The organism is Chitinophaga sp. W2I13, from assembly GCF_050434005.1.
Classification (GTDB): domain Bacteria; phylum Bacteroidota; class Bacteroidia; order Chitinophagales; family Chitinophagaceae; genus Chitinophaga.
On sequence record NZ_JBNPWD010000001.1, the window covers coordinates 5095998 to 5122159 of the forward strand.

At 48.3% G+C, this 26162-nt stretch carries 14 protein-coding genes; 13 read left to right on the plus strand and 1 reads right to left on the minus strand.

What is annotated here, in order from left to right; genetic code table 11:
* The first annotated feature begins 66 nt into the window (after positions 1–66).
* The 8 genes from QFZ48_RS21005 to QFZ48_RS21040 all read left to right on the plus strand — a co-directional run bounded on the left by QFZ48_RS21005 (position 67) and on the right by QFZ48_RS21040 (position 17165).
* Entirely contained in the window at positions 67–3378 is a 3312-nt protein-coding gene (locus tag QFZ48_RS21005; RefSeq protein ID WP_429063446.1) for a hypothetical protein, read from the plus strand.
* Positions 3379–3385: 7 nt separating this feature from the next.
* Positions 3386–4798, plus strand: a complete 1413-nt coding sequence (locus tag QFZ48_RS21010) for an SGNH/GDSL hydrolase family protein (RefSeq protein ID WP_429063448.1) — start codon at positions 3386–3388, stop codon at positions 4796–4798.
* Positions 4799–4972: 174 nt separating this feature from the next.
* Entirely contained in the window at positions 4973–6823 is a 1851-nt protein-coding gene (locus tag QFZ48_RS21015) for a glycoside hydrolase family 97 catalytic domain-containing protein (protein WP_429063450.1), read from the plus strand.
* Positions 6810–9650 carry a hypothetical protein gene (locus tag QFZ48_RS21020; RefSeq protein ID WP_429063452.1) on the plus strand — a complete coding sequence of 947 codons (2841 nt, stop codon included), beginning with the start codon at positions 6810–6812 and terminating at the stop codon, positions 9648–9650. The genes QFZ48_RS21015 and QFZ48_RS21020 overlap by 14 nt, the downstream gene beginning before the upstream one ends.
* A 2-nt stretch (positions 9651–9652) precedes the next feature.
* Positions 9653–11338 carry a hypothetical protein gene (locus tag QFZ48_RS21025; RefSeq protein WP_429063454.1) on the plus strand — a complete coding sequence of 562 codons (1686 nt, stop codon included), beginning with the start codon at positions 9653–9655 and terminating at the stop codon, positions 11336–11338.
* A gap of 2 nt (positions 11339–11340) precedes the next feature.
* On the plus strand, positions 11341–13299 hold the full coding sequence (locus tag QFZ48_RS21030; RefSeq protein WP_429063456.1) for a glycoside hydrolase family 2 protein: 1959 nt from the start codon (positions 11341–11343) through the stop codon (positions 13297–13299).
* Positions 13300–13331: 32 nt separating this feature from the next.
* A complete protein-coding gene (locus QFZ48_RS21035) occupies positions 13332–15608 on the plus strand; it encodes an FAD-dependent oxidoreductase (RefSeq protein WP_429063458.1) in 2277 nt (758 codons plus the stop codon).
* 423 nt (positions 15609–16031) lie between these two features.
* On the plus strand, positions 16032–17165 hold the full coding sequence (locus tag QFZ48_RS21040; RefSeq protein ID WP_429063459.1) for an epoxide hydrolase family protein: 1134 nt from the start codon (positions 16032–16034) through the stop codon (positions 17163–17165).
* A gap of 11 nt (positions 17166–17176) precedes the next feature.
* Here the strand turns inward: QFZ48_RS21040 and QFZ48_RS21045 are convergent, their stop codons facing one another.
* A complete protein-coding gene (locus QFZ48_RS21045) occupies positions 17177–18265 on the minus strand; it encodes an acyltransferase family protein (RefSeq protein ID WP_429050077.1) in 1089 nt (362 codons plus the stop codon).
* Between the two features lie 136 nt (positions 18266–18401).
* Between QFZ48_RS21045 and QFZ48_RS21050 the strand changes: the two genes are divergently transcribed.
* From QFZ48_RS21050 to QFZ48_RS21070, 5 genes are all read left to right on the plus strand, one after another.
* Entirely contained in the window at positions 18402–18659 is a 258-nt protein-coding gene (locus QFZ48_RS21050; protein WP_429050076.1) for a hypothetical protein, read from the plus strand.
* Between the two features lie 176 nt (positions 18660–18835).
* Positions 18836–19435 (plus strand): RNA polymerase sigma factor, encoded by a 600-nt coding sequence (locus QFZ48_RS21055; protein ID WP_370907689.1) that lies wholly within the window; start codon positions 18836–18838, stop codon positions 19433–19435.
* 167 nt (positions 19436–19602) lie between these two features.
* Positions 19603–20796 carry a FecR domain-containing protein gene (locus QFZ48_RS21060; protein ID WP_429050074.1) on the plus strand — a complete coding sequence of 398 codons (1194 nt, stop codon included), beginning with the start codon at positions 19603–19605 and terminating at the stop codon, positions 20794–20796.
* 201 nt (positions 20797–20997) lie between these two features.
* Positions 20998–24336: a TonB-dependent receptor gene (locus QFZ48_RS21065; protein ID WP_429063460.1), complete on the plus strand. Its 3339-nt coding sequence runs from the start codon at positions 20998–21000 to the stop codon at positions 24334–24336.
* An 18-nt stretch (positions 24337–24354) separates the two neighbouring features.
* Positions 24355–26160 (plus strand): RagB/SusD family nutrient uptake outer membrane protein, encoded by a 1806-nt coding sequence (locus QFZ48_RS21070; RefSeq protein ID WP_429050069.1) that lies wholly within the window; start codon positions 24355–24357, stop codon positions 26158–26160.
* The last annotated feature ends 2 nt before the right edge of the window (positions 26161–26162 follow it).

Here is a 26162-nt window from a genome sequence, read left to right on the forward strand (position 1 = left end):
TTATTCCTGGCTGCAATAGGATGCCTGTGCAGCGCATCATCAGTACAAGCGCAAACCGGCTACTTGTTGGAAGCAGAAGATTTCCAGTTCAAAGGCGGTTGGCAGGTGGAAAAGGTGCCGGGCGAACAAGTGTCCGGTAATACTATCCTCCGCGTTTTTTCCGGTAAAGTAAAAGCCGCGGATGCGCTTACCGTGATCAACAGCAAAGCTGCCGGCACATTTACTGTTTGGGTACGTACCCCGGATTATCCCGCCAATAAACCCGGCACGCGTTTGTTCCAGGTAGCCATCAACGAGCAACCGCTGGAAAAAGAACCAGGGCAGCATGGCAAGGAAGGCTACTACTGGGAAAAGGCTGGTACTGCTACGCTTGATGCCGGCGAAAATGTAATTGCGCTGCAGGATACAAAGGGTAATTTTGGAAGATGTGATGCCATCTTCCTGGCCACTGCCGGCTTTGATCCAAATACAGAACCGCTGGCATCACTCCAGCGTTTTAAAATAAGGCCACTAACGGTGAAGTATATACCACCTGCTCCGGTTACACCGGCAGCCGGTGTGAAAAATATTTCCGGGCAAGGCACTGTTATCGCTGGTATTAGCAACGGTAAACTCCGCCTGCAATTCCTGCAAACAACTGACCGGCAGATAATAGCCAGTAACAGTATCCGGAAAGGCGATCAGTGGATCGATATGCAAACGCATGGCGAAGGAAGCAAAATATTCCTGCTTACCGCCGAAGATCCGCAGATCAGCTTTGGCAGTTTCTTCCCTTCCTGGAACGGACCGGCAGCTTCCGGTAGTTTCCAAAGCCGCGGCAAAACGTTCACGGTACTGGCTGCTGAAAGTCTTACCAATCCCTTTCTTGCGGGCACACTACAGGAATGCCTGCCGGTTGCCGTGAAGCAGTTATCGGATAAAAAACTGGATGTCACCTATCAGACTGCCGCAGGAGATACCCTGAAAGGTACCTGGCAACTGGGGCCTGGCAATAATCATTTACTGCTAACGTTAACGTATATACCAAAACAGGCGGGATATTACAGCCTGGCAGTTACCGGTTTTGAAGGAGTAAAAAAAGAAGAGGTAACCGCCATACAGCTGCCTCCCATGTTTCAATACCAGCGCATCCCGGATCACCCGGTGATGCTGCCTTCTGCCATGATGCCGCAGCCATTGGCCATCATGGAAACGAAGGAGAGGATCGCTGTTTTTGTTTCCGGAACACCGGCCGATTTCCCATTGGATTGGGGAGAAGCAGGTACTTCGCCGATGGGATTTACCATTAAGAATAAAGAGAATAACGTACAGCCGGTAGCGTTATCACCGGTGCTGGGACTGGATGATTCCAGGCGTGCCGCCGGTCAGACTGTTACCCGTGAATTTGCACTGGGTGCATTGCCCTCTGGCTGGAACGATGCACTGGCGTATATATCAGACAGTATCTATAAAGTAAAGGACTATCGCATACAGGGACCCGTTTCTCTCACAGAAACTGTTTTCAATATTACAGACCTGATCCGGAACGATACTGCCGCCGGCTGGGCGCCGGAACTGAAGGGCTTTTACGATATCGAAGCAGATCCGAAAGTGACGCCCACCGTTGTGCAGGCTGCGCCGCTGGCAGTGGTTTCAGCGGCAGTGCTGGAAAAGGACGAAGCGTTTTTCATCAGCAGGGCGTTGCCTACTATCGAGTATACGCTGTCCCGCAGCGGGTTCCGCTGGTCGAGGGGCATTGCCGGCACACCGTTTAACAAAGATAAACAGTCGCTGGTGCTGAGCCCCTATCACTCGCAATTTACCACGGCATACTACGAGGGCTTGCATCAATTGCTCGGCGAAGCCAATCCCTGGCTAAAAGAAATAGCGCTTCCCGGAAATAATATCAGGTCAGCGAAAGGCTATTCAGTGAACATTCCCGCCTGGACACAGGAACTGGCAGCTTACCGTTTCACCAAAGATAAGAGCTGGCTGGGGGCCGCAAAGAAACATGCGAAGGAGTATATTGCAACGGAAGTATATGGCACTAAAACCGCACCATTAGGCAAGCAGCCTTTTTATAATGCATCTTTCTACGCCTATTGGTGGGATCTCACAGACCTTTATGACATCACAAAAGATACGTTCTTCCTGCGCGCTGCGGAAACTACTGCTTTTCAGACGCTGGCGGGAGTAAGGGTGTATCCGGAAGTAAAGGAACAGCTGCAAACGATTCATCCGGGCAGTACCTACGATGGCAACACTACGTTGTGGTGGAAAGGCGGAGAGAAATACCGCCTCGGGTTTCCAAGAAAGAAAGGCGATGCACCGGAGAAACAGGTGCCGCAAAGCCTCGTATCTCCCGTTGGACTCGGATTTGAGCAACCCTTTACATTCTTTGATCCGGGCAAGCTGGTGCGACCGGTATTCATGAGCAGCTGGGCGCCTCACCTGTTACGTTTATTTGCTGAAGATAACCGGACGATTTTTGAAATCTATGCACGCAATGCCGTGATAGGACGCTTTTCAAACTACCCCGGCTACTATGCCACCGGGTTTACTGATATTACGATGCAGCCGGATTTCCCTTATAAAGGTCCGGATGTGAGCTCTGTTTATTATCATCATATTCCGCCGCATCTGGCGTTTACACTGGATTTCCTCATCACCGAAGCAATACAGCGTTCCCACGGGAAAGTGAGTTTCCCCTATGGCAAGCAGGACGGCTTTGTATGGTTTAATAACCGGGTATTTGGCGGAGGCAGCGGCAAAGTATTCGATGATGAAGGCGTGCGCCTCTGGATGAAAAGAGGACTGGTGCAAATAAACAACCCGGCTGTAAATTATGTCACCGCTATTTCTCACAACCGCTTCTGGTTGTTTTTACTCAATGAATCGCAAGAAAAAGTAACCGCTGATATTCTTCTTGGAAAGGAAGTCGCGGTGCAGGATAACGTAGTTGCTGCCTGTTATGTCACTGCCGCTGCTCCGCCGGCCACTGTTCCCGTGAACAACCGCAAACTGCGTGTGCCCGTTACCGGTAAGGGCTTTTCTGCCATCTCTTTCCCGCTGAAGATAAAGTACGAAGTGACAAGTATACCGCCGGTAAAGAATGGTATGCAGGTGCTGGATCTGGGTACAGGCATTGGCAAATGTTATGCCTTCAGGATACGTTCGCCCTTTGGATGGGATGCCATATACACCTACCTGGAATCGCCGCCTGAAGCGGGGTTGCAGGCCAGCTTCCAACTGAATGGAGAAAGCCGTGTTATTACTGCCTATCCTTATGAAAGCTCGTTTTATCCCGTGAAAATATCAGCAGAAGTGGTGCTGAAAGTAAAGGTCACCACCGGAAACGGACAGGTGAAAGAAGGGATTGTCACATTTGATAACAACTGATCGCAATATGAAGCATTATTTTATCCTGGTACTATGTATGGGAATGTCGTTAGAAATAGCTGCACAGCATAAAGAAGAAGCGGAAAGAGCTAAGCTCATTGCCCTTTCACAGGCAGGCGCCTCGCCTTTATATTTTTACCCGGCTGATACTGTGCCATTAATAGCCCCCGGCAACTTCAACAACCCGGCGGAATGCACCGTGCGCAACGGAGCGCCTCATTTCTTTCAAAAAGTTGCGTCAGGAAAACCGGTGACGATCGGGTTTATAGGAGGAAGCATTACGCAGGGTAATCAATGCTACCGGCCACAGGCCACCCGTTATATCCAGTCGATGTATCCATCGGTAACCATGAAAGGCATCAATGCCGGGGTATCCGGCACAGGCACTGATCTTGGCGCCTGCCGCCTCCGGGATCAGCTGCTGCAATATCACCCCGACCTGGTATTTGTGGAATTTGCGGTGAACGGCGCCTATACAGATGGAATGGAAGGTATTGTGAGACAGATACGAAAATATGATCCCACTATCGACATCTGCTTTATTTATACGATCCACAACGAACATACGAAAACCTACCTGGAAGGCAGCATCCCTGAAAACATTCAGGGCCTCGAAAAAATAGCGGATTATTATCACCTGCCATCCATACATCTTGGTATGGAGATCTCCGTGCTGGTGAAAGAAGGGAAGGTGGAGTGGAAGAGTGACAGTACGGCTATACCGGGCAAAATTATTTTTTCCCGCGATGGCATACACCCGATAACAGCCGGCGGCAACCTGTATGCAGCGGCTATTGCAAGAGGCATGAATAAGTTGAAGCAACACACCGCTATTTCTTCCACCACATTACCCGCACCACTGATAGCAAATAACTGGGAAGACGCGGGCATGTATGCCCCGCAGGATATTGCTGCATTCAGTGCTGGCTGGAGCCGCGTTAATACCGCTAATTCCCCGCAAAAGCAGTTTACAGGATGGTTCCCCTATATTATGAAAGCAACGCAGCCAGGCGCTTCCTTTACCTTTAAATTCAACGGCAGCATGTTTGGCATTTTTGATATCGGTGGTCCCGAAATGGGGCAGCTGGAAGTAATAGTGGATGGTAAGCCGGCCAGGCTCGCGGACGCCGGTGTAAAAGGCGCCCGCCAGCTGAAGATAGTGAACGCAACAGATCCCAATGGCAGTAACGTAATTAACCGGTTCAATAACTTTTGCAATAATAGGTACCGCGGTCAATACGAGTTCATCTCCCTGGCGCCCGGTATTCACACCGTTACCATCCGGCTATCTGCTGAAAAAGCAGATAAAATAAAAATCCTGGGAGATAAACAACTGGAAGATATTACCAGGAATCCCGCTAAGTACGATAAAACCACGGTGTATATCGGGAAGATCCTTTTAAGGGGAAAGCCCCTGTAACAACAGCAACTTTTTATGGGAACATTCCCGTGAAATGGGAATGTTCCCAACTTTTTTAGCGGCCCTATATTTTGAAGTTACGATGCGCAGGCTGTTAATTTGAAGGATTAAAAACTGATACGGTATTAATTATTTCACGTTCATATGCGGTGCTTGTTAATCATACTTCTATTATTGCCTGTTCAGATTGCACAGGCAACTGATACCCTGTTGCTGCAAAGTCCGCATAAAACACTGTGCACAAAACTTTTTACAGCACACGGCGCCCTCCTGTACCAGCTGCAGGCTGGCAAGCAGTGGGTGATCATGCCATCGCGCATGGGCATCAGGGTAAACAACAAAACCACCGGCGTCCATGTGCAACAAATGACCATCTCCAGAAGGGAGATAATCCGGGAAACACATCCCACGCGGCTGAATGCAGCTGTAGCTAAACAGGAGGGCATTGCCTATACGATCGCCATAAAAGAGCCTGGTACCACCTATACCATAGAATGCAGGATGTTTGATAACGGCTGCGCCTTCCGTTATATAATAGATGGAACAGCAGATAAACACGTGCAGGAAGAATTAACTGCTTTTACTGTGCCGGCTTCATACGGTGTATGGTATTTTGAACGGAACAACAGCTGGAAACTCCAGTCGTATGCAGGGCTATGGCAACACTCTACCATCAGTCAGTTATCCACCGTGTCAGCACAAGGCCCCATTCAGGGAAAGCCGCTGGTGATTGAACTGCCACAAAAAAAATATGCAGTGATTACTGAAGCTGCGTTGTACAACTATAGTGGCATGCGGCTCAAAGCCTCCGCCAATGGCAGCTTGCAGGTGAACTTCACAGAAGGCGATACCGGCTTCGTGGTGAAAGGTACATTAGTTACCCCGTGGAGAACGATCCTGTATGCAGATAACCTCAACGCAATGGTGAATAACCAGGTGATTGAAAATCTGAATCCGCAGCCCGACAGCCGTTTATTTGCCGATATCACCTACATAAAGCCCGGTAAAAGCGTATGGAGCTGGATTACGAGAGATGAACACTATATGGAGCCTGCAGAAGAGATGCGGTTTATAGACGCCGCTGCTGCCCTGGGCTTTGAATATTCGTTGCTGGATGAAGGCTGGGAAACCAAATGGCCCCATAAATGGGAACAGCTGAAAATGCTGTGCTGCGATGCAGCAAAGAAAGGGGTACGTATATGGGTATGGAAAAACTCTAAAGAGATAAGAGACACCGCGCAGCGGGATGTTTTCCTCGACAGCGTAGTGATGGCGGGTGCGGCAGGCATTAAAACCGACTTCATGAACAGCGAAGCCCAAACATTGATCGCGTTTGAAGAGGGCCTGCTAAAAGCAACGGCCGCCAGGAAGCTGATGGTTAACTTCCACGGCTGCCAGGCGCCTACCGGAGAAAGCAAAACTTACCCCAATGAAATGACCCGCGAAGGTATCCGCGGCATGGAACTGAATATTATGAAAGAACCGATCCCGGCATGGCATAATGCGGCGTTGCCTTTCACCCGGTTCCTCTGCGGGCACGGCGATTATACCCCCGGCTTTTTTAGCAACCGCGGACATACAACCAATACGCATCAGCTGGCACTGCTATACCTGTTTAATTCGCCGTTTCAATGCATAGCGGAAAACCCGGTCACTTTGCTGGATAATGATATTTATAAACCCATTCTTCCACTGCTGAAAACATTGCCGGTAACCTGGGATGAAACCATTGTGCTGCCTGGCAGCGATATAGGCAGGATGGCCGCTTTCGCCCGGAGGAAGGGGCGCGATTGGTACGTAGCCGTGATTAACGGAGCTGACAGTGCCAGCACATTTACCCTGCAACCATCTTTTCTCAGTAAAAAAATAAAATATACAGCAACACTGATCACAGATACGCCTGATGGCAACGCTTTTGCATCCACATCTCCGGAGATCAATGCAAAATATTACAGGAAAATAATGATACCCGCAACAGGCGGTTTGGTTTTACGGTTAGCAGCACATAATAATGAAAACGACTAAAAAACTATATGGTCATATCGGATGGTTGTGCATAGCCGCTAACATGGTGAATGCACAAAGCCGGGTGTCTGTAAACCAGCAGGATATTGTTATCACCACTGCCGGCCGGTCGTACGCATTTGCTCCGTCATTTGTGGTATTATATAACGCCACGGATCCCGGTATGGCGCTAAAGCCCGCCGGTATTAAAAAAGTTGAATACAATGTGCTTACCTGGAAAGTAGCCGATAGCGCGAAGGCCGATTTCAAACAAAAGAAAATAAATGCTTCGGTTGCCGGCGACGGCTTCGACGACAGGATACTGCGCAGCAAAAAAGAATACAGAACCGCGAATATATTTAACGCCGGGGAAAGAACAGAGATCGTCGCAGATAGCATTGAACAAAAGAAAGACACGGTTTTCTTCCGTTTCCCCTCTTCCCAAAAATTCCGGTTAACGGCTTATGTTATCACCTCCGCCAAACCTTACCCCGTATTGCAGTACAGCTTCCAGCCTTTGCAGGATGGCTATTACAGCATTGGTTATACCGGCGCGCCGGCATCTGTAAAGGAGAAGGCCACTGCCATATGGCAGCCACTGATCTGGCAGGAAAAGCGGATCCCGGATGCCGCCTATCTTACACCGGCATTTATGGCTACACTGCCCACTACCATGGTATACGACGGCGCTGCTACCATTGGTGTGCTGGCCGCACCGGAGTACCTTCCTTTTCAGCCGTTGCCCGTACTGGCTAACAGCCGGTTTGGTATTGCACTGCTCAACCCGCAGCAACAATTGCAGCCACAGGTATATGCACCTATACCGGGAGGTTACGGTTCCCGCATGAATGCCGGGCAAACATTCCGTTTCGGACTTCAGCTGGTAGCGGAACCACTTGCCATCAACAATACTTATGAACGGATTGCGGAAAAAGTATTTGGCTTCCGCGATTACCGGCACAATGATATCTCTTCGCTTAATAGTACGCTGGATAATATGGTGGACTATGCCATGTCCGGCTACGCCTGGTTCATCGACAGCCTCAAAGGCTGCGCTTACTCCACAGATGTACCGGGCGCTGTGAAAAATGTTTCCAGTCTTAACCCGCTGGAACTGGCGCTGGTAAGAGATGATACAGCGATGTTTGAAAAGAGGGCGTATCCGTTAATGGAGTTTATGTTGTCAAGGGAGAAGTTTCTTTTCAGCCTTGACAGCATCCAGAAGATCCAGAGTCCTTCCCGCAGGTTAAAAGGTCCGGTAGCGCCATTGTCGGAGTTAGCGGCGCTCTATGAGCTTTCAGGAGGCACTAATGATTTTTACCTGCAAATGATGCAGCGGGAATATAACAACGACCGCATACGCAATCTGGATGTAAAAGAAAAAGGCAACAACTGGATTAACGCGATGCACCTGTACCGCGCCACCGGCAATAAAACCTACCTGGATGCCGCGGTAACAAAGGCAAAGCAATACCTGGAACAACGGGTGTACCAGCCACAAACTGCTTTTGATGATCCGTTCTCCGGCAGCTTCTTTTTCTGGCCCACTTATACCAACAGGTGGATAGAGCTTTTACAGCTGTATGAACTCACCGGCAATAAAATATTCCTCGATGCAGCAGTGCAGGGAGCCCGGAATTATACCATGTTCACCTGGATGTGCCCAGTAGTGCCCGACAGCCTGATCACCGTGAATAAAGGCGGGAAGGCGCCCATGTATTGGTACCTGCAATCCAAAGGACATCAGCCCATGTATTACCCTGAGGAAAATGCGCCGGCCTGGCGGCTTTCGGAAACAGGACTGACGCCGGAATCATCCGGTACCGCCACAGGACACCGCGCTATTTTCATGGCCAACTATGCCCCGTGGATGTTACGCCTCGGGTATTATGCGAAAGACAGCTTTCTCCTCAATGTCGCCAAAGCGGCCGTGATAGGCCGCTACAGGAACTTCCCCGGGTATCATATCAACACTGCGCGAACTACAGCTTATGAAAAAGCAGATTTCCCGCTGCATGAACATAAAGAACAGAGCGTTAATTCTTTTCATTATAATCATATCCTGCCTATGGCTTCCATGCTGCTCGACTACCTGGTAACGGACACCTATATACGTAGCAAAGGAAGTATTCATTTTCCGGCTGCGTATATTGAAGGATACGCCTATCTGCAAAGTAATATGTATGGTATGCAGAAAGGATCTTTTTACCAGGATAAGGACGTGCAGCTATGGATGCCTGCAAGATTACTGCGCATCAGCAATACAGAGCTGAATTACATCGCTGCAAGGAAGGATCATAAACTATTGCTGGCTTTTACCAATCAGTCGGCACAATCCGTTACCGCCACGGTAACAGTAAACCCCGCATTGATAAAACCGGCCGCCGGAAGTAAAGTGATTTCATACACCGGCGCGGCGCCGCAACAAACCAAAGACAGCACCTTTGTTGTTACCGTACCCGCCAACGGCATAGCCTCCGTAGTGCTTCAGGATGTAACCTATGCAGGCACCGGGTTTCAGCAGCAAATATTATCAGGGACCAATAACCGCAGCCGGGATTATACCAGGCTCAGCACCGGCAACGCACACGCGATGCTGTTTAAGTTCGGCAGTTACGGCAGGCGCCTGTATATCTACCTGGAAGACGATGATACCAAACTGAAAAATGTCTCCCTGTATTATACCAGTAATACCGGGAAAGAAGCAAAAATCACGGATACCACCTACCCGTTTGAGTTTACGGTACCATTACCGGAACAACAACCGGTGAAATTCCGTTTAGCCGTAACCGGTATAGATGGAAAGTTAACAGAAAGCAAAACAGTTGTACTAGAAGAAAAAGAATAATTATGTACAATACACCGGCACAGAAAATTTTCAGGACCACAGCAGCCATCTTACTGGCTGCGAGCATCCACGTGTCCGCTCAATCCGTACACGTAAAAGATTTTCATGCCATCCCCAACGATGGCCTGGATGATGCCAAAGGCATACAGGACGCACTGAATTATGCAAAAGCAAATAACATTCCTACCATATTATTTGACAGCGGCCGGTACGATCTGCTACAGGTAAGTGCCACTGCATTGAACGCTTACACTGGTCTGAAGGAATATGCAGGGCTGCATTTACAGGGAGCTGCAGCAGCGGATCATACGCCTGCCACCCGGCTGGTGAAGAAGAATCCGCAGCAGAATAACACGATACTGCCGCCGCATATGCGTTTCGACCAGTGCAATAACCTGGTGATGGAGAACCTGGTATTCGATAACGATCCGCAGTATGCTACCGCAGGAACAGTGGTGGAGAAAGACGCTTCGCATGCAGTGGTGCAGGTGTTTGACGGATTGCCGGCTGTAAACGGAATGGGTTGCTATACTGCTAACATATGGGACAGTGCGACACGTATGTTGAAACAGGTGTCCAGTCTTACTTTCGTTGATGAGATAGCCACGCAGCAACTTTACTGGCAACTGGAAACAAGGGAGCAAAAGAATTATATGCGGATGAACAACGCTGCCTTTGCATCACGGCTTGCCGTGGGAGATGTAGTGTCGTGGCACTTTGGCGGGCAAACCATGTTCCAGCTGGCAATAAACAACTGCGATGATCTTGTTCTCAGAAATATCTCGATGGTTAACATCGCAGGATTTGGTATCCATACTTACGACTGCAAAAACATTACCGGGCAACAGGTGGTATTCAAAGCCACCGGCCGGCAACTGGCAGTAGGTCCGCGCGATGCCTGGAAAATAAACAGCTGCGATGGCCTGGTAGCAATAGATAGTATGTATGTGGAAGGTGTTCGTTGGGACGGACAGAATGTACACAGCGCCTTCTTCCAGGTGAAGGAACGGCTCGCATATAATAAAATAAGGGTGTGGAAAAGATATACCGGCGTAGCGCCTTTCTTAAACGACAGCATCGGGTTTTGGAATGGAAATAACGCTGTCAGTAAAATGCCGGTGAGCTGGCAGCTGGAACCAGCGGGAGACGGTGGTATCTACGGCATCATCACCCTGCAGGATTCACTGCCTGATTTTGTACAGGCGGGAACGCTTATCACGGTGTACGAGTGGGACATTGACGACTACCGGTTGTCGCACAGCACCTTCAGAAACATCGCCGGGTGCGCGGGTGTTATCAAATGCGCCAAAGCTACGCTGCAGCAGGTTTCCTACGATCATATTATGTACCCTGCGTTGGTGCTGGGTACGGAAATTACCACTCATAATGAAGCCACTTTTCCGCAGGATGTGATGATCCGGGAATGCAGCTTTAACGCCAGCGGCTGGGTGTCGCGCATCGGTAAAGCAGGATTGGTGGGGATTGGCAACAGCGGCACGGAAGCAATGGCAATAGGAACCATACAGTTTGATCACTGTTCTTTTTCCAATGCACCTATCGGCATTAACGCAAGTGGTATTAAGGTGTTGAAAATTACCAATAATCATTTCGTCTCGGTGAATCAATCTTATAAAGTAAACAATAGTAACACCGGCCAGGTGATCTTTGAAAATAATACTGAACAATGAAGATGAAGAATATACTATTTGTGTTATTGCTGAGCCCTTTCCTGGTGATGGCGCAGGGTACTTCAAAGGCGCCGCTCAGTGGCGTATGGACGTTTGCGTTAGACCCCATGAGCAGGGGCATACAGGATAAATGGTACGCTGCGGATTTTGCTTCAGCAGGCTTTGATAAAGTACAGGTGCCACATAGCTTTTCAGTGGATAGGCGCTATTTTTTTTATACCGGAACGGCCTGGTATTTTAAGAAGTTCAATGCGCCTGTTGTGCAGAAAAACGAACGCACCTTCCTGCAGTTTGATGCCGTGTTTTATAAAGCAAAGATCTGGCTGAACGGGCAGGTGGCCGGCGAGCACGAGGGCGGCTATACGCCTTTTGAAATAGAGGTAACCGGCTTACTAAAAGATAAAAATACACTCGCCGTATCGGTGAATAATGCGTGGGATACTACCACTATTCCCGGGGCTAAGGCCAGCGACGCCAAAGAAGCGCCAAATGCCACCCAGCTATATGCCTGGATGAATTATGGCGGCATCACCAGGCCGGTGCACCTTATTACACGGCCTGCAGCCTTTATACGAAATATAAAGGTAGTGGCCGAACCGGATCTGAAAAAAGGGAATGCCCGTATACAGGTAATCGCTTCGCTGAAGGATTACCTGTCGCCCGATGTAAAGGTGAACATCTATCAATCAGGTAATAAAAATAACATCCGCTTTAAACAAATATCTGCCAATGCTTCGCAAGTAACACTGGAAGGCATACTGTTATCTGCGAAGTTATGGAACCAGGATACGCCGCATCTCTACGAAGCTGAAGTGATTGCAGGGGCAGACACCATGCGGAAAACATTCGGTATCCGGCGGCTGGAAATTAAAGGCACGCAACTGCTGCTGAATGGTGAGCCTGTCCGCATGGGCGGTTGCAACCGGCCGCTGGATTACCCCGGATACGGTTCCCTTGATCCGGATACAGTGCTGGAGAAGGATCTGCAGCTGATCAAAAGCGGTAGTATGGAACTGTCGCGGATCAGTCATTACCCGGTATCTGAAAGTATGCTCGACTGGGCCGATAAGCATGGTCTCCTTATCATCAGCGAAGCCGGTAACTGGCAAATGACGCCACGCCAGATGGCCGATCCGCTGATGCGGGCAAAGTATCAGTCGCAGTTGAAGGAAATGGTGGAGCGCGACTGGAATCATCCCAGCGTAATCGCCTACAGCCTGGGAAATGAGTTTCAATCGCAAACACCGGAAGGTATTTCCTGGGTGAAAGATATGGGCGTTTTCGTAAAATCACTGGATGCCAGTCGGTTGGTCACCTTTGCCAGCTTTAATGTATGGCGCGAATTTGTAAAACGTCCGGAAGATGAAGCGTCCCTGTATGTGGACTTTATCAGTACCAATATTTATGGCAACGATCAGCTGCCACATCTCCAGCATATTCATGAAATATATCCCAACAAGCCGGTTTATATCAGTGAATTTGGTATGCGGCTGCCGCAAAGTGGAAAAGAAGAAGACCGTATCGCTTATTTCAGAAGGGCCATGCAGATCTTCCGCCAATGCGATTATCTCATAGGAGCTTCTGTATGGACGTTTAATGATTACCTGAGCCGGTATCCCGGAACAGATGCAAACGGTTACCGTGCATGGGGATTGGTGGCGCCCGACAGGACACTGCGTGCGGTGTATCCTGTATGGCAGGAGGAATTTTCTCCTGCTGTTATTGAACTGGTAAAGTTGAATGAAGATAAAGCCATTGTTAAGATCACTGCCCGTGTTGATTTTCCTTCTTATGTACTACGCAATTACCAGCTCAGGTATGGTAATAATTCACTGGAGCTGCGGACGCTGAAACCGGGTGAAAGCCAGGAGGTGACCATACCTGTTACCGGTAAGGCACTCACAGTAGCCTTGGTGAAACCCGGCGGGTTTGTAGTAGTCACAAAAAGTATAAAGGAATAATACACGATCAATAAAATTATAACCGTACAATCATGATACAATCTGGAGAAACAAACAGTCGCTCTTTTCCCGGCATAGCGCTTAACGCGGACCTGGTTATCACCGGTGGCGGCCTTTCAGGCGTGTGCTGTGCCATTACAGCGGCCAGGCAGGGATTAAAAGTAGTACTGGTGCAGGACAGGCCGGTACTTGGAGGAAATTCAAGCAGCGAAATCCGTTTATGGATACTGGGCGCCACCTCACATATGGGCAACAACAACCGCTGGGCGAGAGAAGGTGGCTTGGTAGATGAGATCCTGGTAGAAAACACGTACCGGAACCCGGAGGGTAATCCCGTTATATTTGATATGGTGCTGCTGGATAAAGTGAAGAAAGAACCTAATATCACCCTGTTGTTAAATACCGCCGTATATGCAGTGGAAAAAAAGGATGCCACTACCATTAGTTCGGTGAAAGCTTTTTGCAGCCAGAACCAAAAGGAATATTTATTAAGCGCTCCTTTATTTTGCGATGCCTCCGGCGATGGGGTAGTGGGCTTCCTTTCAGGCGCCGCTTTTCGCATGGGCGCAGAAAGCAGCGAAGAATTCGGTGAAAAATTTGCTCCTTCCGCCACGTATGGAGAACTACTCGGACATACCCTGTATTTCTACAGTAAAGATACCGGCAAGCCTGTAACATTCATCCCTCCTGAATTTGCCCTGAAAGACATTACAAAGATCCCGCGTTTTAAAACATTCAATGCAAAGGATTTCGGCTGCCGCCTCTGGTGGGTGGAGTATGGAGGCCGGCTTGACACTGTTCACGACACAGAAGATATCAAATGGGAGCTGTGGAAGGTGATATACGGCGTATGGGATTATATCAAGAACTCCGGCAATTTCCCGGAAGCAGCCACACTTACCCTGGAATGGGTGGGCGCTATTCCCGGTAAAAGGGAAAGCCGCCGTTTCGAAGGGGATTACATGATGAAACAGCAGGATGTGATTGAGCAACGTACCCATGAAGATGCAGTAGCTTTCGGCGGCTGGTCGGTGGACCTGCACCCCGCCGACGGCGTTTTTAGTGAGAAACCAGGCTGCAATCAGTGGCATAGCAAAGGCATCTACCAGATTCCATACCGGAGCCTGTATAGCAAAAATATCACGAACCTTTTCCTGGCGGGGCGCATCATCAGCGCATCGCATGTGGCCTTTGCCTCTACCCGTGTAATGGCTACCGCAGCATATGTATCGCAGGCTGTTGGAGTGGCTGCGGCGGTTTGTAAAGAGCAACATATTTTACCGGCAGACATTTTTAATAAGGGGCACATCGCCATTTTACAGCAACGCTTACTTAAAACGGGGCAATATATCCCCGGGTTAACGTTGAAGGATAACGAGGACCTGGTGCAATCGGCCCTCATCACCGCATCCAGCGAGCTGGTGTTTAAAGAGTTTCCCGGTAAGCCGCTCCTGAAACCTTTAACCCTCTCCGTTGCACAGATGCTGCCTTTACAAAAAGGAGAGGTGGCGCCTTTTATTTTTCATGCAGATGCGACCAGCAACACCGAAATAGAAGTGGAACTACGCGTGAGCAGTAAGCGCGGCAACTATACGCCGGATATTACCCTGGCAAAACAAACCATTCCGTTACATCCTGGCAGAAACTGTGTGGACCTTCGCTTTAATACATCTTTAGAAAATACGGCCTACGCATTTGTTACTTTCATGAAAAACCCGTTGGTGCAATTGCATTTTACAGAGAAGAGAGTGACGGGGATACTGTCGGTGTTCAACAGCGTAAACAAAGCCGTCTCCAATTACGGCAAACAAACACCGCCCGAAGATATTGGCATGGAAGCATTTGAGTTCTGGTGTCCGCAACGCCGGCCGGAAGGGCATAATATCGATTTAAAATATCACCAGGGCATAAACTTATTCAAAGCAGAAAATATCCGCAACGGAATCGACCGCCCTGCATCCACACCCAATGCCTGGGTAGCCGACTGGAACGATCCGCAACCCCGGCTGACGCTGAAATGGAATGCACCGCAACAGATCAGTACCATCGATCTGTTCCTCGATACAGATTATGATCATCCGATGGAATCAGTATTGATGTCGCATCCTGAAACGGTCATGCCTTTTTGTGTAAGGCAGTACCGGATTAAAGATGCAGCTGGAAATATAGTAGCAGAGAAAACAGGTAATTACCAGACGCACAACCGTATTCAATTGCAGCAACCTGTTACAACGGATACGCTGGTCATTGAACTGGAACATCCGTCTGCCAATGTGCCGGCGGCATTGTTTGCGGTGCGTTGCTATTAACGGAGTGTTCCTTTTTATTCCTATAACATAAGTATGGAGGGCCTTCAGATCGCAGGATTTGGAGGCTTTTGTTGTAATTGGAATGAGACGCTATTTGTTAATACAGCAACGTTTGGAATTCCCAGTGTGAGCAATGTTTATTTAGACCGATAATTGCGACATATATCGCCATTAATTCACATTTATGAATACGAGAAAACATATGAAAGGCGCGTCATCATTAGGCGTGAAAATAATACGGGATAAATCCCTGGATAAATTTTCCGGAAAAGTCTTGTTTCCGGATAAACTAAAACAAGCTAATAAAGTTGTTGCCAAATTAAAATGATAATCTGATAGTTTTATCAGCCGTACTAAAACCCTCGCATCTCCCTCATTCCGGCTTTCTTTTTGTGTCATCCACCCTGGTACAAAACATCTTCTATGACACAACCATTCCAGGTCGCCATCAGACAACCGGTACTCGATGATCTGAAAGCCCGCATTCTCGCCACCAGGTGGCCGGACGCAATAAATCCAGCCGGCTGGGAATACGGAATGAGCCTTTCCTACATGAAAGAGTTGGCTACATATTGGGCCCATGATTTTGACTGGAGAAAAACTGAAGACGCCATCAATGCCTGGCCCAATTTTATCATAGAAATTGATGGCTATAAAATTCATTACCTCCACGTAAAAAGTAAATACCCGGATGCTATTCCTATCATCATTTCCCACGGCTGGCCAGGTTCTTTCCTGGAAATGCTGAAAACCATTTCTTATCTCAAGGATAATGAAACACTGCCATTCGATGTAGTGGTGCCGTCACTCCTGGGGTTTGGATTTTCAGATAAGCCTGCAAAGGAAGGGATAAACGCCTCATTGATGGCCCACCTCTGGGTGAAGCTGATGGAAGGGCTGGGCTATGATAAATTTATGGCACAGGGAGGCGATTTCGGCGCCATTATCGCTACGCATATCGCCATGCGGCACCCGGACAAGCTGACCGGGCTGCACATGAACTATATTCCGTTCAACTATAAGCCGTTTATACCGCCCGGTGAAAAACTGACAACAGAAGAAACGGCTGCACAGCAAAAAACCGCTCAGTTCTTCCAGGCGGAAGGCGCTTATGCCCAGGTACAAACAACAAAACCGCTCACGCTTTCATATGGCCTACAGGATTCTCCGGTAGGACTGTGTGCATGGATACTCCAGATCTTCCGCAGCTTTTCGGATCCCGGCGCAGTGCTGGAGCAGTTATTTTCAAGAGATGAACTGTTGTCGAATGTTACCCTGTTCTGGATCACACAAACGATCCATTCTTCTATGCGTTTATACCATGAGATCCGGAATGAACCGCTGGCGTTCGGAGAAAATGATTTCATAGAAGTACCTGTTGGCATTGCACACTATCCTTATCCCGTTAGCTTTCCTGCACGGAAATATGTTGAAAGAGGATATCATGTTTGCTATTGGAGAGAGATGCCAACAGGGGGACATTTTGCCGCCATGGAACAGCCTGAACTTTTTGCACAGGATGTAGGCGCATTTGTGAATACTATTTTATCAAAGTAGCAGTAGATACTTTAGGCACTCATTTTTCTCCTGGCATTTAAATATTTCCGCACCGGAATATCGTACAATACCATCACCAGGTAGGAGAAGCCCACCAAAAGGAGGGTGCCGGCGGTGATGATAAATGCCAGCTGCATAGTTCCGGGTTTATACGCCGTATAGTAATTGGCGAAGATCCATATCCCTGCATAATGTGTCATATAAAGCGGATAAGATATCTTCCCGGAAAAAACACACAAGTTTTTTAATCCGGAAGTAAGCCTCGCGCCAGTTCCGAGTACAATGAGTAAAGGGAAATAAAACAATACCACCAGCACTTCCACCAGCCAGTTCCATTGAAAATGAGGCATCAGGAACGGCAACATCAGCAAGGCCGACAGCCCGATGAAGCCCAGCCGGTTCTTTATAATCCAGCTGAAACGGAACACCAGCAGCCCGGCAAGAAAGGAATAGGAAATACGCACAGCGCCATCCCAGAAGTTATCTTTTCCCCAGCCACCCATCAGGTTCCCTGCATGATAACCGACTACGACAATACCCGCAGCAGCCAGCAGGGCTAATATGACCAGGTAGCGCCGGCTTAGTTTAACGAGAATAAGCGCATACAATATATTGGCCACGTATTCCCAGAACAGCGACCACGCAGGCGCATTAAAACTGAATAGGTTAAAACCCCGGTCCATCATAAGTGGAAAGGGAATCAGGAGGATACTGGTAAGAAAGAACAACGCTATTTTGCCAAATCCATATAATTCCGGGTGACCGCCGAACGGATCAAAAAGAAAGCCGAGCAGCCCCAATACAGACCCGAAAATAACCAGGGGATGTAACCTGATGATCCGCGATTTAAAGAACTCCCTGAACCCCATTTTGCCAATGCGGTTATCATAGGCATATCCAATCACAAACCCGGATAAGCAGAAAAAGAAGTCGACCGCCAGGAAACCATGTCCCACAAAGTTCTTACTGTAATCAGTATAAACTACTTCCATAAAATGAAAAACAACTACCGTTAAAGCGGCTATTCCTCTTAATCCATCCAATATTTCAAAATGCTGTTTGGTTCTTAGCAGATCCGGGTTCAATTTGTTCACGTTCATTAAATACTGTTATATATAGATGACAGGCTGCTTTACAGCCGCTAAAAGGCGGTAAATAAATAACATTATTTCTTAATTTCCTAACAATCAAAGCTGGTGTGCCTTTTGTGAACGGGGTTACTATAAAATATATAGTATGGAAACAACAGATATCACCGTTTATATCGACAATAAGCCTTACCGTTTTCACATCGACGTGGATTACGAGAATGACAAAACCACCTACCGGGTATCCACTGATGAGGAACACAGCGAAAAGCTTGATTTTATGCCGCCACACCTGCAGTTTAACGAAGACGGGGAAGTGACCCTGAAAGAGCGGCTGCATACAGTAGAGCAGGAGCAGATTGCGCGGCTTATCTGGCAGGAAATCATTGACAAGATGAAACCATGAAACGGTATGTGGCAGGTTTGCCACAGCCTTGTCTCCGGTCTCAGCCATATAAATGATCAGATGCCAATATAGTATCAAAATTTGCTAATCACTTTGAATTTTTTAGCAAATGATATTATAATTTGATCTCACTGTATTCCCGTTCCCACAGGGTGGTTTTAAAGTGAGGTCATTTAATGAAAACAACTGAAATCATCAGCGAAGAATGTTATGCCATCCGCCTGCAGCAGGGCGACGAGGTGGCTTTCCGTTATATTATGGACCGGTATTTTGCGGTCATTACCAATTTTGCGAAGAGGATTGTCGTGAATCATGCTATCGCGGAAGATGTAGCAGAAGAAACATTTATAAAATTATGGAACGATCATGCAAAGGTCGGTTCCTTTCAATCTATAAAGGCGTTTCTGTACATCGCCGCCAGGAATGCCTGTTTTAATGAATTGAGAAAAGAGAAAAACCTGCAATACCGCCATCATGCCTATGCCGCCAGCATGACGGGCGAAGCCGATTTCGTAGCCAACGAAATTATCCGCGCAGAAGTAAAAGCAGAGATATTAAGAGCAGTGAACAGTTTACCCGTAAAAATGAAAAGAGTATTCCAGCTCGGCTTCCTCGAGGGCTTGCCCAACCGCAAAATTGCGGAAGAATTGCAGATCTCCGTTAATACCGTTAAGGCGCAGAAATTCCGCGCACTGGAACTGGTAAAGGGAAAACTCCAGGGAAAAGATATTCTTCCCTTTGCATTAATAATACTGGCGGCATTTCACAAAGATTAATCCCCGTCTTCAAAAAAATAAAAAAAACTTTCTCCCCCACTAACCCGAAATGATCCGGGCAGTGTATCCACTATATAACGGCATTAATTTTTTCTCAGCAAAGATGTGCAGCCCGTGGCCCTGTAATGTGTGGTCGCAGTGGTCATGGCTGCATACTATTATTTTCTATGGAAGAAAAAGACGTACAACAGCTATTACATATCGCCGGACTTATTTACCGGCAGCGATCGGGGGAACTGGATGAAGCGGAGCAGGAAACGCTGGACAACTGGCTGGCAGCCAGTGAGCAAAACAGGCAGCTGTTCCGGGAACTTTCCAGTCAGGATCTGGAAGCCATCACGCGCAACGAAGCCGATCCGGCTAACCTGCAGGCATCTGTTGAAAGAGTATATCTGGCCACCGGCATTAAACCCGGACCAGCACGTATATATATAAGTAAGTGGAGAACCTGGAGATGGGCCGCTGCCGTACTTGTTCTTGCTGTTGCCGGCGCCGCCGGCCTGCAGCTGGCAAAAGAGAAAAGTAAACCAATAGCGGCCATCCATACCACCGATGTGGCGCCTGGTAGCCGCAAAGCCACGCTGAAACTGGGCAACGGCGCTACCATTGTCCTCGACGACGCGCAGAACGGCGTAATCGCCAACCAGGGCAAAACCGTGATCAAAAAATCGGGTAATGGCCAGCTGGTATACGATGCATCCGCATCCGTTACCACAGAAATAACTTACAACACCATTACCACACCAAATGGTGGCGAATACGAAGTAATACTGCCTGATGGCTCGCACGTTTGGCTGAATGCGGCTTCGGTGATCCGTTTCCCGGCAGCATTCACCGGCAATACCCGTAAGGTGGAAATTAACGGGGAAGCGTATCTTGAAATAGTAAAAAATGAAAAAGCGCCTTTCATCGTTGTTTCCGGCAAACACTCGGTGGAAGTACTCGGAACAAAATTCAATATCCATTCCTATCCGAAAGAAGAAGATATCACCACTACATTAATCCAGGGAAGTATCCGCATCGCCGCCGGTAAATATACCAAAGTGCTGCAGCCCGGTCAGCAATCGCTCGTGAACACCAGCACCAATAGCAATATCCGGCTGGCCACCGGCGTAAACATGGATGAAGTACTCGCCTGGCGGAATGGCAAATTCATTTTTGACGACGCCTCACTTAAAACAGTAGTGAGCCAGCTGGAACGCTGGTACGATGTAAATATTGACTATGCCGGTATGGAAGACTACCGCTTCAACGGCGAAATATCAAGGAATGTAAGTCTTTCGAAAGTATTAAAGATGATGGAACTCACCAGTAATATCCACTATAAAATAAACGACAGGAATATCTACATGACAAAATAAGCAAAGCAAAAGACAAAAAAACCGGAAGCGCGGGAACGCTGCCGGTTATCGTCAGGCTAATGGGGACTTCGTATCAATAAAATCCTTCAACCTTAACATCGCAAATGTATGAATTTTATCATTCATCGCAAGGACCATCTGCGCCTATCCAAACCGGTGCCAGGGAATTGCTTTATCAACCATTCCAAAGTACTCCTGGTTATGAAACTAACTGCTTTACTCTTAACAGGTATCTGCCTGCAGGTCAGTGCAACGGCCTGGTCACAGGAGGTCACCTTATCAGAGAGAAACGCGCCGCTAAAAAAGGTATTGCAGCAGATCAGCAAACAAAGCGGTTACACCTTTTTTTACGATGCCCGTTATCTCAACGAAGCCAAACGTATCAACCTTGATATCACCAACACGCCGGTAGATAAAGCCCTGGACGCCTGCTTCGCAGGCCAGCCCTTTACCTACGAAATGCTGGACCGCACCATTATTGTAAGAAGAAAAAAGACAGAAGAAAAAACGGTCGCACCAACGGCAGTTATCAGCTGGGTACTATCGGGGAAGGTGATCAACGAAAAAGAAGAAGCCCTGCCCGGCGCTACCATCAAGGTGTTGGGCACACCCAAAGGCGTAGTAACAGACGTGTTTGGAAAATTCCTGGTAGAAATCGGCAGCGAAAACGATTCCCTGTCGGTTACCTTCATCGGTTATAAAACACAGATCATACACCCCGGCAATCAGAAAACGATCGTCGTAAAATTATTGCCTGACCTCGAAAACCAAAAACTCAATGACGTTGTGATCGTAGGTTTTGGTACGCAGAAAAAAATCTCTGTTACAGGCGCCGTATCCACTGTGAAGGTGAGCGAACTGCAGCAGTCTTCCACCGCCTCCCTGTCAAATACCATCGGTGGCCGGCTGCCCGGTATCATTACCCGCCAGAACTCCGCGGAACCGGGTTTTGACGCCGCCAGCGTATTTATCCGCGGCCTCGGCACGTTCACCGGTAACAAGTCGCCTCTCATCCTGGTAGATGGTATCGAACGCGATATGAACAACCTGAACGTACAGGAAATAGAAACCTTCTCAGTGTTGAAAGATGCGTCAGCTACCGCTGTTTATGGGATCCGCGGCGCCAACGGCGTAATCCTCATCAACACAAAGCGCGGCGCTGAAGGCCGGCCCATCGTTTCGTTCCGTACAGAAACCGCCCGTCTCACCGGTATGCGCTTTCCCAGTTATATCAACAGCTACGAATACGCAATCCTGGCGAATGAAGCCATGAAAAATATCGGCAAGCCTCCTTTCTATACGGATGAACAGGTACAGAAATACAAAGATCATTCAGATCCTTACCTGTACCCCGATGTAGACTGGATCGACGTAGTGCTGAAAAAGCATACCATACAAACCATCAATAACCTCAGCGTAAGAGGCGGTAACCAAACATTCCGCTACTACACCAATGTAGGTTATACGTTTGTTGATGGTCTTTATAAAGAAGACAAATCCGTTCCTTATAAAACAAATACCAGCTTAAAACGCTACAATTTCAGATCCAATGTAGATGCCAATCTCTCCAAAAATCTTACGATGGACCTCAGTCTTGGCGGCATCATTGAAAACGGCAACGCTCCCGGCCTGCAAGGCGGCGCCCCCGAATTATTCGATGCACTGAGATGGACGCCCAACAACGCTTACCCCATAAAAAATCCAAACGGATCCATCCCCGGGTTAGGCACCTTCCTGAATGAAAACCCCTTTACTAAAAGTACACAAACGGGCTATCAGAAAAGGTTCCGGAATACCATCCAAAGCTCGCTCGGCGCTACCTGGGATTTGTCGTCGCTGGTTACAAAAGGACTTAAACTGAGAGGACTTTTTGCATACGACTACTACGGCGCCATGACCACCGTGCGCGTGAAAAGCCCGGCGTCTTACCAGTACCTCGGCCCGGATGCCAACGGCGTAGACCAGTATCAGCTCATCAAAACAGAGCAGGCACTCGGCTACTATACCAACTCCGGCGCCAACCGCGCCGCCTACCTGGAAGTATCTGCCAACTACGACCGCAGCTTTGGCGATCACCGGATAGGAGGGCTTATATTAGGTAACCGGCGTGAATATGTAGACCTGCTCGCAGGAAGTTCTATCGGCAATATCCCTTTCAGGCGACAAGGACTCGCCGGCCGCATAACCTACGATTATAACTCCAAATATTTGCTGGAGTTTAACGTGGGCTACAATGGCTCGGAGAATTTCCCCAAAGGAAAACGATACGGCTTCTTTCCCTCCGCAGCTGCCGGTTGGCTCGTGTCCAACGAAAACTTCTGGAATAAAAATATCATCAGCTTCCTGAAAATAAGAGGCTCCTACGGACAGGTAGGCAACGACCAGATAGGCGGCGCCAGGTTCCTGTTCCAGACAACCATCGATAAAGCCCCCGGCCATACCTGGTTTGATCCGTACTATATGTTCGGCGCCAATCAAACCTACCAGACAGGCGCTTTCATGGAAAGCCGCATCGGTAATCAGAACGTGACCTGGGAAGTAGCCACCAAAGGAAATATCGGGGTAGATATGGAACTGCTCAACGGAAAAATTACCCTCACCGTAGATGCGTTCAAAGAACGGAGAAATGGTATCCTCATCGCACGTCAACAAATACCCATATCAGCAGGTTACCCGTCAGGGATTATACCTTATGCCAACCTCGGAATAGTGAACAATAAAGGCGTAGATGGAAACATCGAAATAAAAAACAAAACAAAATCAGGCTTCTACTATTCCATCCAGGGCAATTTTACCTACGCCCACAATGAAATAGTAGAAGATGATTCACCTGTAAGACCACTGGCCTACCAGAACAGCCGGGGGCAAAGCATCGACCGCCCCTTCGGCTATGAAGCCCTCGGCCTGTTCAAAGACCAGGCAGATATCGACAAAAGCCCTTCGCAATCGACGCTGCAATCGGTAATACGCCCCGGTGATATCAAATACCGCGACCTCAACGGAGACGGTAAAATAACACCCGACGACAGAACCTATTTCGGTTATGCACGCAACCCGGAAATCATGTATGGCTTCGGTGGCACGGTGGCGTGGAAAGGAGTAGACATGAGCATATTTTTCACCGGCGCAGCGAAAACGAGCTACCTGCTCAGCGGCCGCAGTTCGTATGCGTTTTCAGGCGGAGTAGGGAATTACAACGTGATGCGCGAAGTATACGACAACCGTTGGATACCAGGTGCAGATAACACCAACGCCAAATATCCTACGGTGATTGATATCAACAATACCAACAACTATGTAACCAGCACCCTCTACATGAAAAACGGCAACTACCTGCGCCTGAAATCTGCAGAGATAGGGTATACATTCACCAAAACCCTCACCAAAAGGGTCGGTATCAGCAGCGTTCGCGCATTTATCAACGGCACCAACCTCGCCGTATGGGATCATATCAAAATAGCGAATCCTGAAATTGATAACGGGGAAAGTCTATACCCGCTGCAAAGCAGCATCAATGCAGGGGTACAGGTAAATTTTTAAAGCATTAAAATCATTAGGATGAAAACGATCACAACATATTGTACGTTCCTGTTCCTTCTCCTGGCAGCCGTATCCTGTAAGAAAGACTTCCTGGATAAAGCGCCGGATGATGATCTCACTATTGCCGACGTATTCTCTAACCGCGATTACGCCAACAACTATCTCACCAACGTATACTCACACCTGCCGGATGAAATGGTATGGGCAGATAATAAAGATAATCCTTTTCATGGCGCCGCGGATGAACTGAAACAGTTCTACCCGCCGTCGTTTTGCAACAGCATGACGTCTGGCGCATGGGACCCTAATTCCACCGTGATTAATCCCTGGGCCAGGAATTATGCGGGCCTGCGCAAAGCAAATATCTTTATTGAAAATATCGACAAAGTACCGCTGGATCAATTCTATACAAAGGAAGCGCGTGACCGCCAGAAAGGAGAAGCTATTTTCCTGCGCGCATTCTATCATTTCCTGCTGGTAAGATTATACGGCCCGGTACCCATCGCCGACAGCAGCATTTCACTGGATACCGATTTCAAGAGCATCCGGCGGCAACCCCTGGAAAAGTGCGTGGCATACATCGTATCACAATGCGATCAGGCAGCTGCACTGCTGCCGACCCGTATTACCTCCGAAACAGAATACGGACGGCCCGCCAAATCTGCTGCACTGGCACTGAAAGCAAGAATGCTGCTGTACATGGCCAGCCCGTTGTTTAATGGTAACCCCGACTATGTGAATGTAAAAGACCATGAAGGCGTGTCGCTGTTCCCGGCTTACGACGCCAGCCGCTGGCAGGCAGCTGCAGATGCCGCAAAAGCCTGTATCGATCAGACACAGGCCGCCGGGTATGCGCTCTATACTTCTCCCGGTAATAACCCGGTGAAAAACTACCAGGAAATATTTTACATGAACAACAACCAGGAAGTATTCTTTGCCTATAATGATGGTACCTACGATGGTCTGGATGTTTATAACGAACCGCTTAGTCTCGCCGGATTTACTTTGCATGCGCCTACCCAGGACATCGTGGACCAGTATGAAATGGCAAACGGACAACGCCCTATCACCGGCTACACCGGCGATCATTCGCCCATCATCAACCCGCTGTCTGGTTATACGGAAACCGGCTTTACCGATACTCCCGGACCGGATAACCTGTATGTAGCCGGTACCAGCAATATGTATGTAGGCCGTGAACCACGGTTTTATGCCAGTATTAACTTCTCGGGGTCGGTATGGAAAACGCGTACCGGCGGACTGGAATTCTGGTTCAAGGGGGCCGACGGAAAGCAACGTGCAGGCGGAGGCAATTACAGCGTAACAGGTTACCTGCTGAAGAAATTATCTGACCCGAATTTTGTTTTTAAACCACAGGAGAAAAGAACGCTGCGCACCTGGATCTTCTTCAGGCTGGGAGAACAATACCTCAACTACGCAGAAGCGTTGAATGAAGCACAGGGCCCCGTGGCCGATGTCTATAAATATGTAAACCTGATCAGGAACCGCTCCGGGCTGCCCGCCCTGCCAGGCGGATTAGGCAAGGACGAAATGCGGGAACGTATTCATCATGAAAGACAAATAGAGATGGCGTTTGAATCGCACCGGTATTTCGATTGCCACCGCTGGAAGATTTCTGAAACAACAGATAACGCCAACATGTATGGATTAAATATCTATGCAGGAGAATCAAAAACAGATCCTGCTTTCTTTAAAAGAACCGTTTTTGAACGCCGGGTTTTTGAAAAGAAACATTACCTGTGGCCAATGCTGAAATCTGAAACTGATAAAAATCCTAATCTACTTCAAAACCCAGGATGGTAATA

Bases quoted from the DNA above. Each gene is read 5' to 3' on its own strand.
- QFZ48_RS21020 (WP_429063452.1), top strand. From the start codon at position 6,810: ATGAAAACGACTAAAAAACTATATGGTCATATCGGATGGTTGTGCATA.
- QFZ48_RS21030 (WP_429063456.1), top strand. From the start codon at position 11,341: ATGAAGAATATACTATTTGTGTTATTGCTGAGCCCTTTCCTGGTGATG.
- QFZ48_RS21025 (WP_429063454.1), top strand. From the start codon at position 9,653: ATGTACAATACACCGGCACAGAAAATTTTCAGGACCACAGCAGCCATC.
- QFZ48_RS21060 (WP_429050074.1), top strand. From the start codon at position 19,603: ATGGAAGAAAAAGACGTACAACAGCTATTACATATCGCCGGACTTATT.
- QFZ48_RS21065 (WP_429063460.1), top strand. From the start codon at position 20,998: ATGAAACTAACTGCTTTACTCTTAACAGGTATCTGCCTGCAGGTCAGT.
- QFZ48_RS21045 (WP_429050077.1), bottom strand. From the start codon at position 18,265: ATGAACGTGAACAAATTGAACCCGGATCTGCTAAGAACCAAACAGCAT.
- QFZ48_RS21035 (WP_429063458.1), top strand. From the start codon at position 13,332: ATGATACAATCTGGAGAAACAAACAGTCGCTCTTTTCCCGGCATAGCG.
- QFZ48_RS21010 (WP_429063448.1), top strand. From the start codon at position 3,386: ATGAAGCATTATTTTATCCTGGTACTATGTATGGGAATGTCGTTAGAA.
- QFZ48_RS21040 (WP_429063459.1), top strand. From the start codon at position 16,032: ATGACACAACCATTCCAGGTCGCCATCAGACAACCGGTACTCGATGAT.
- QFZ48_RS21050 (WP_429050076.1), top strand. From the start codon at position 18,402: ATGGAAACAACAGATATCACCGTTTATATCGACAATAAGCCTTACCGT.
- QFZ48_RS21070 (WP_429050069.1), top strand. From the start codon at position 24,355: ATGAAAACGATCACAACATATTGTACGTTCCTGTTCCTTCTCCTGGCA.
- QFZ48_RS21055 (WP_370907689.1), top strand. From the start codon at position 18,836: ATGAAAACAACTGAAATCATCAGCGAAGAATGTTATGCCATCCGCCTG.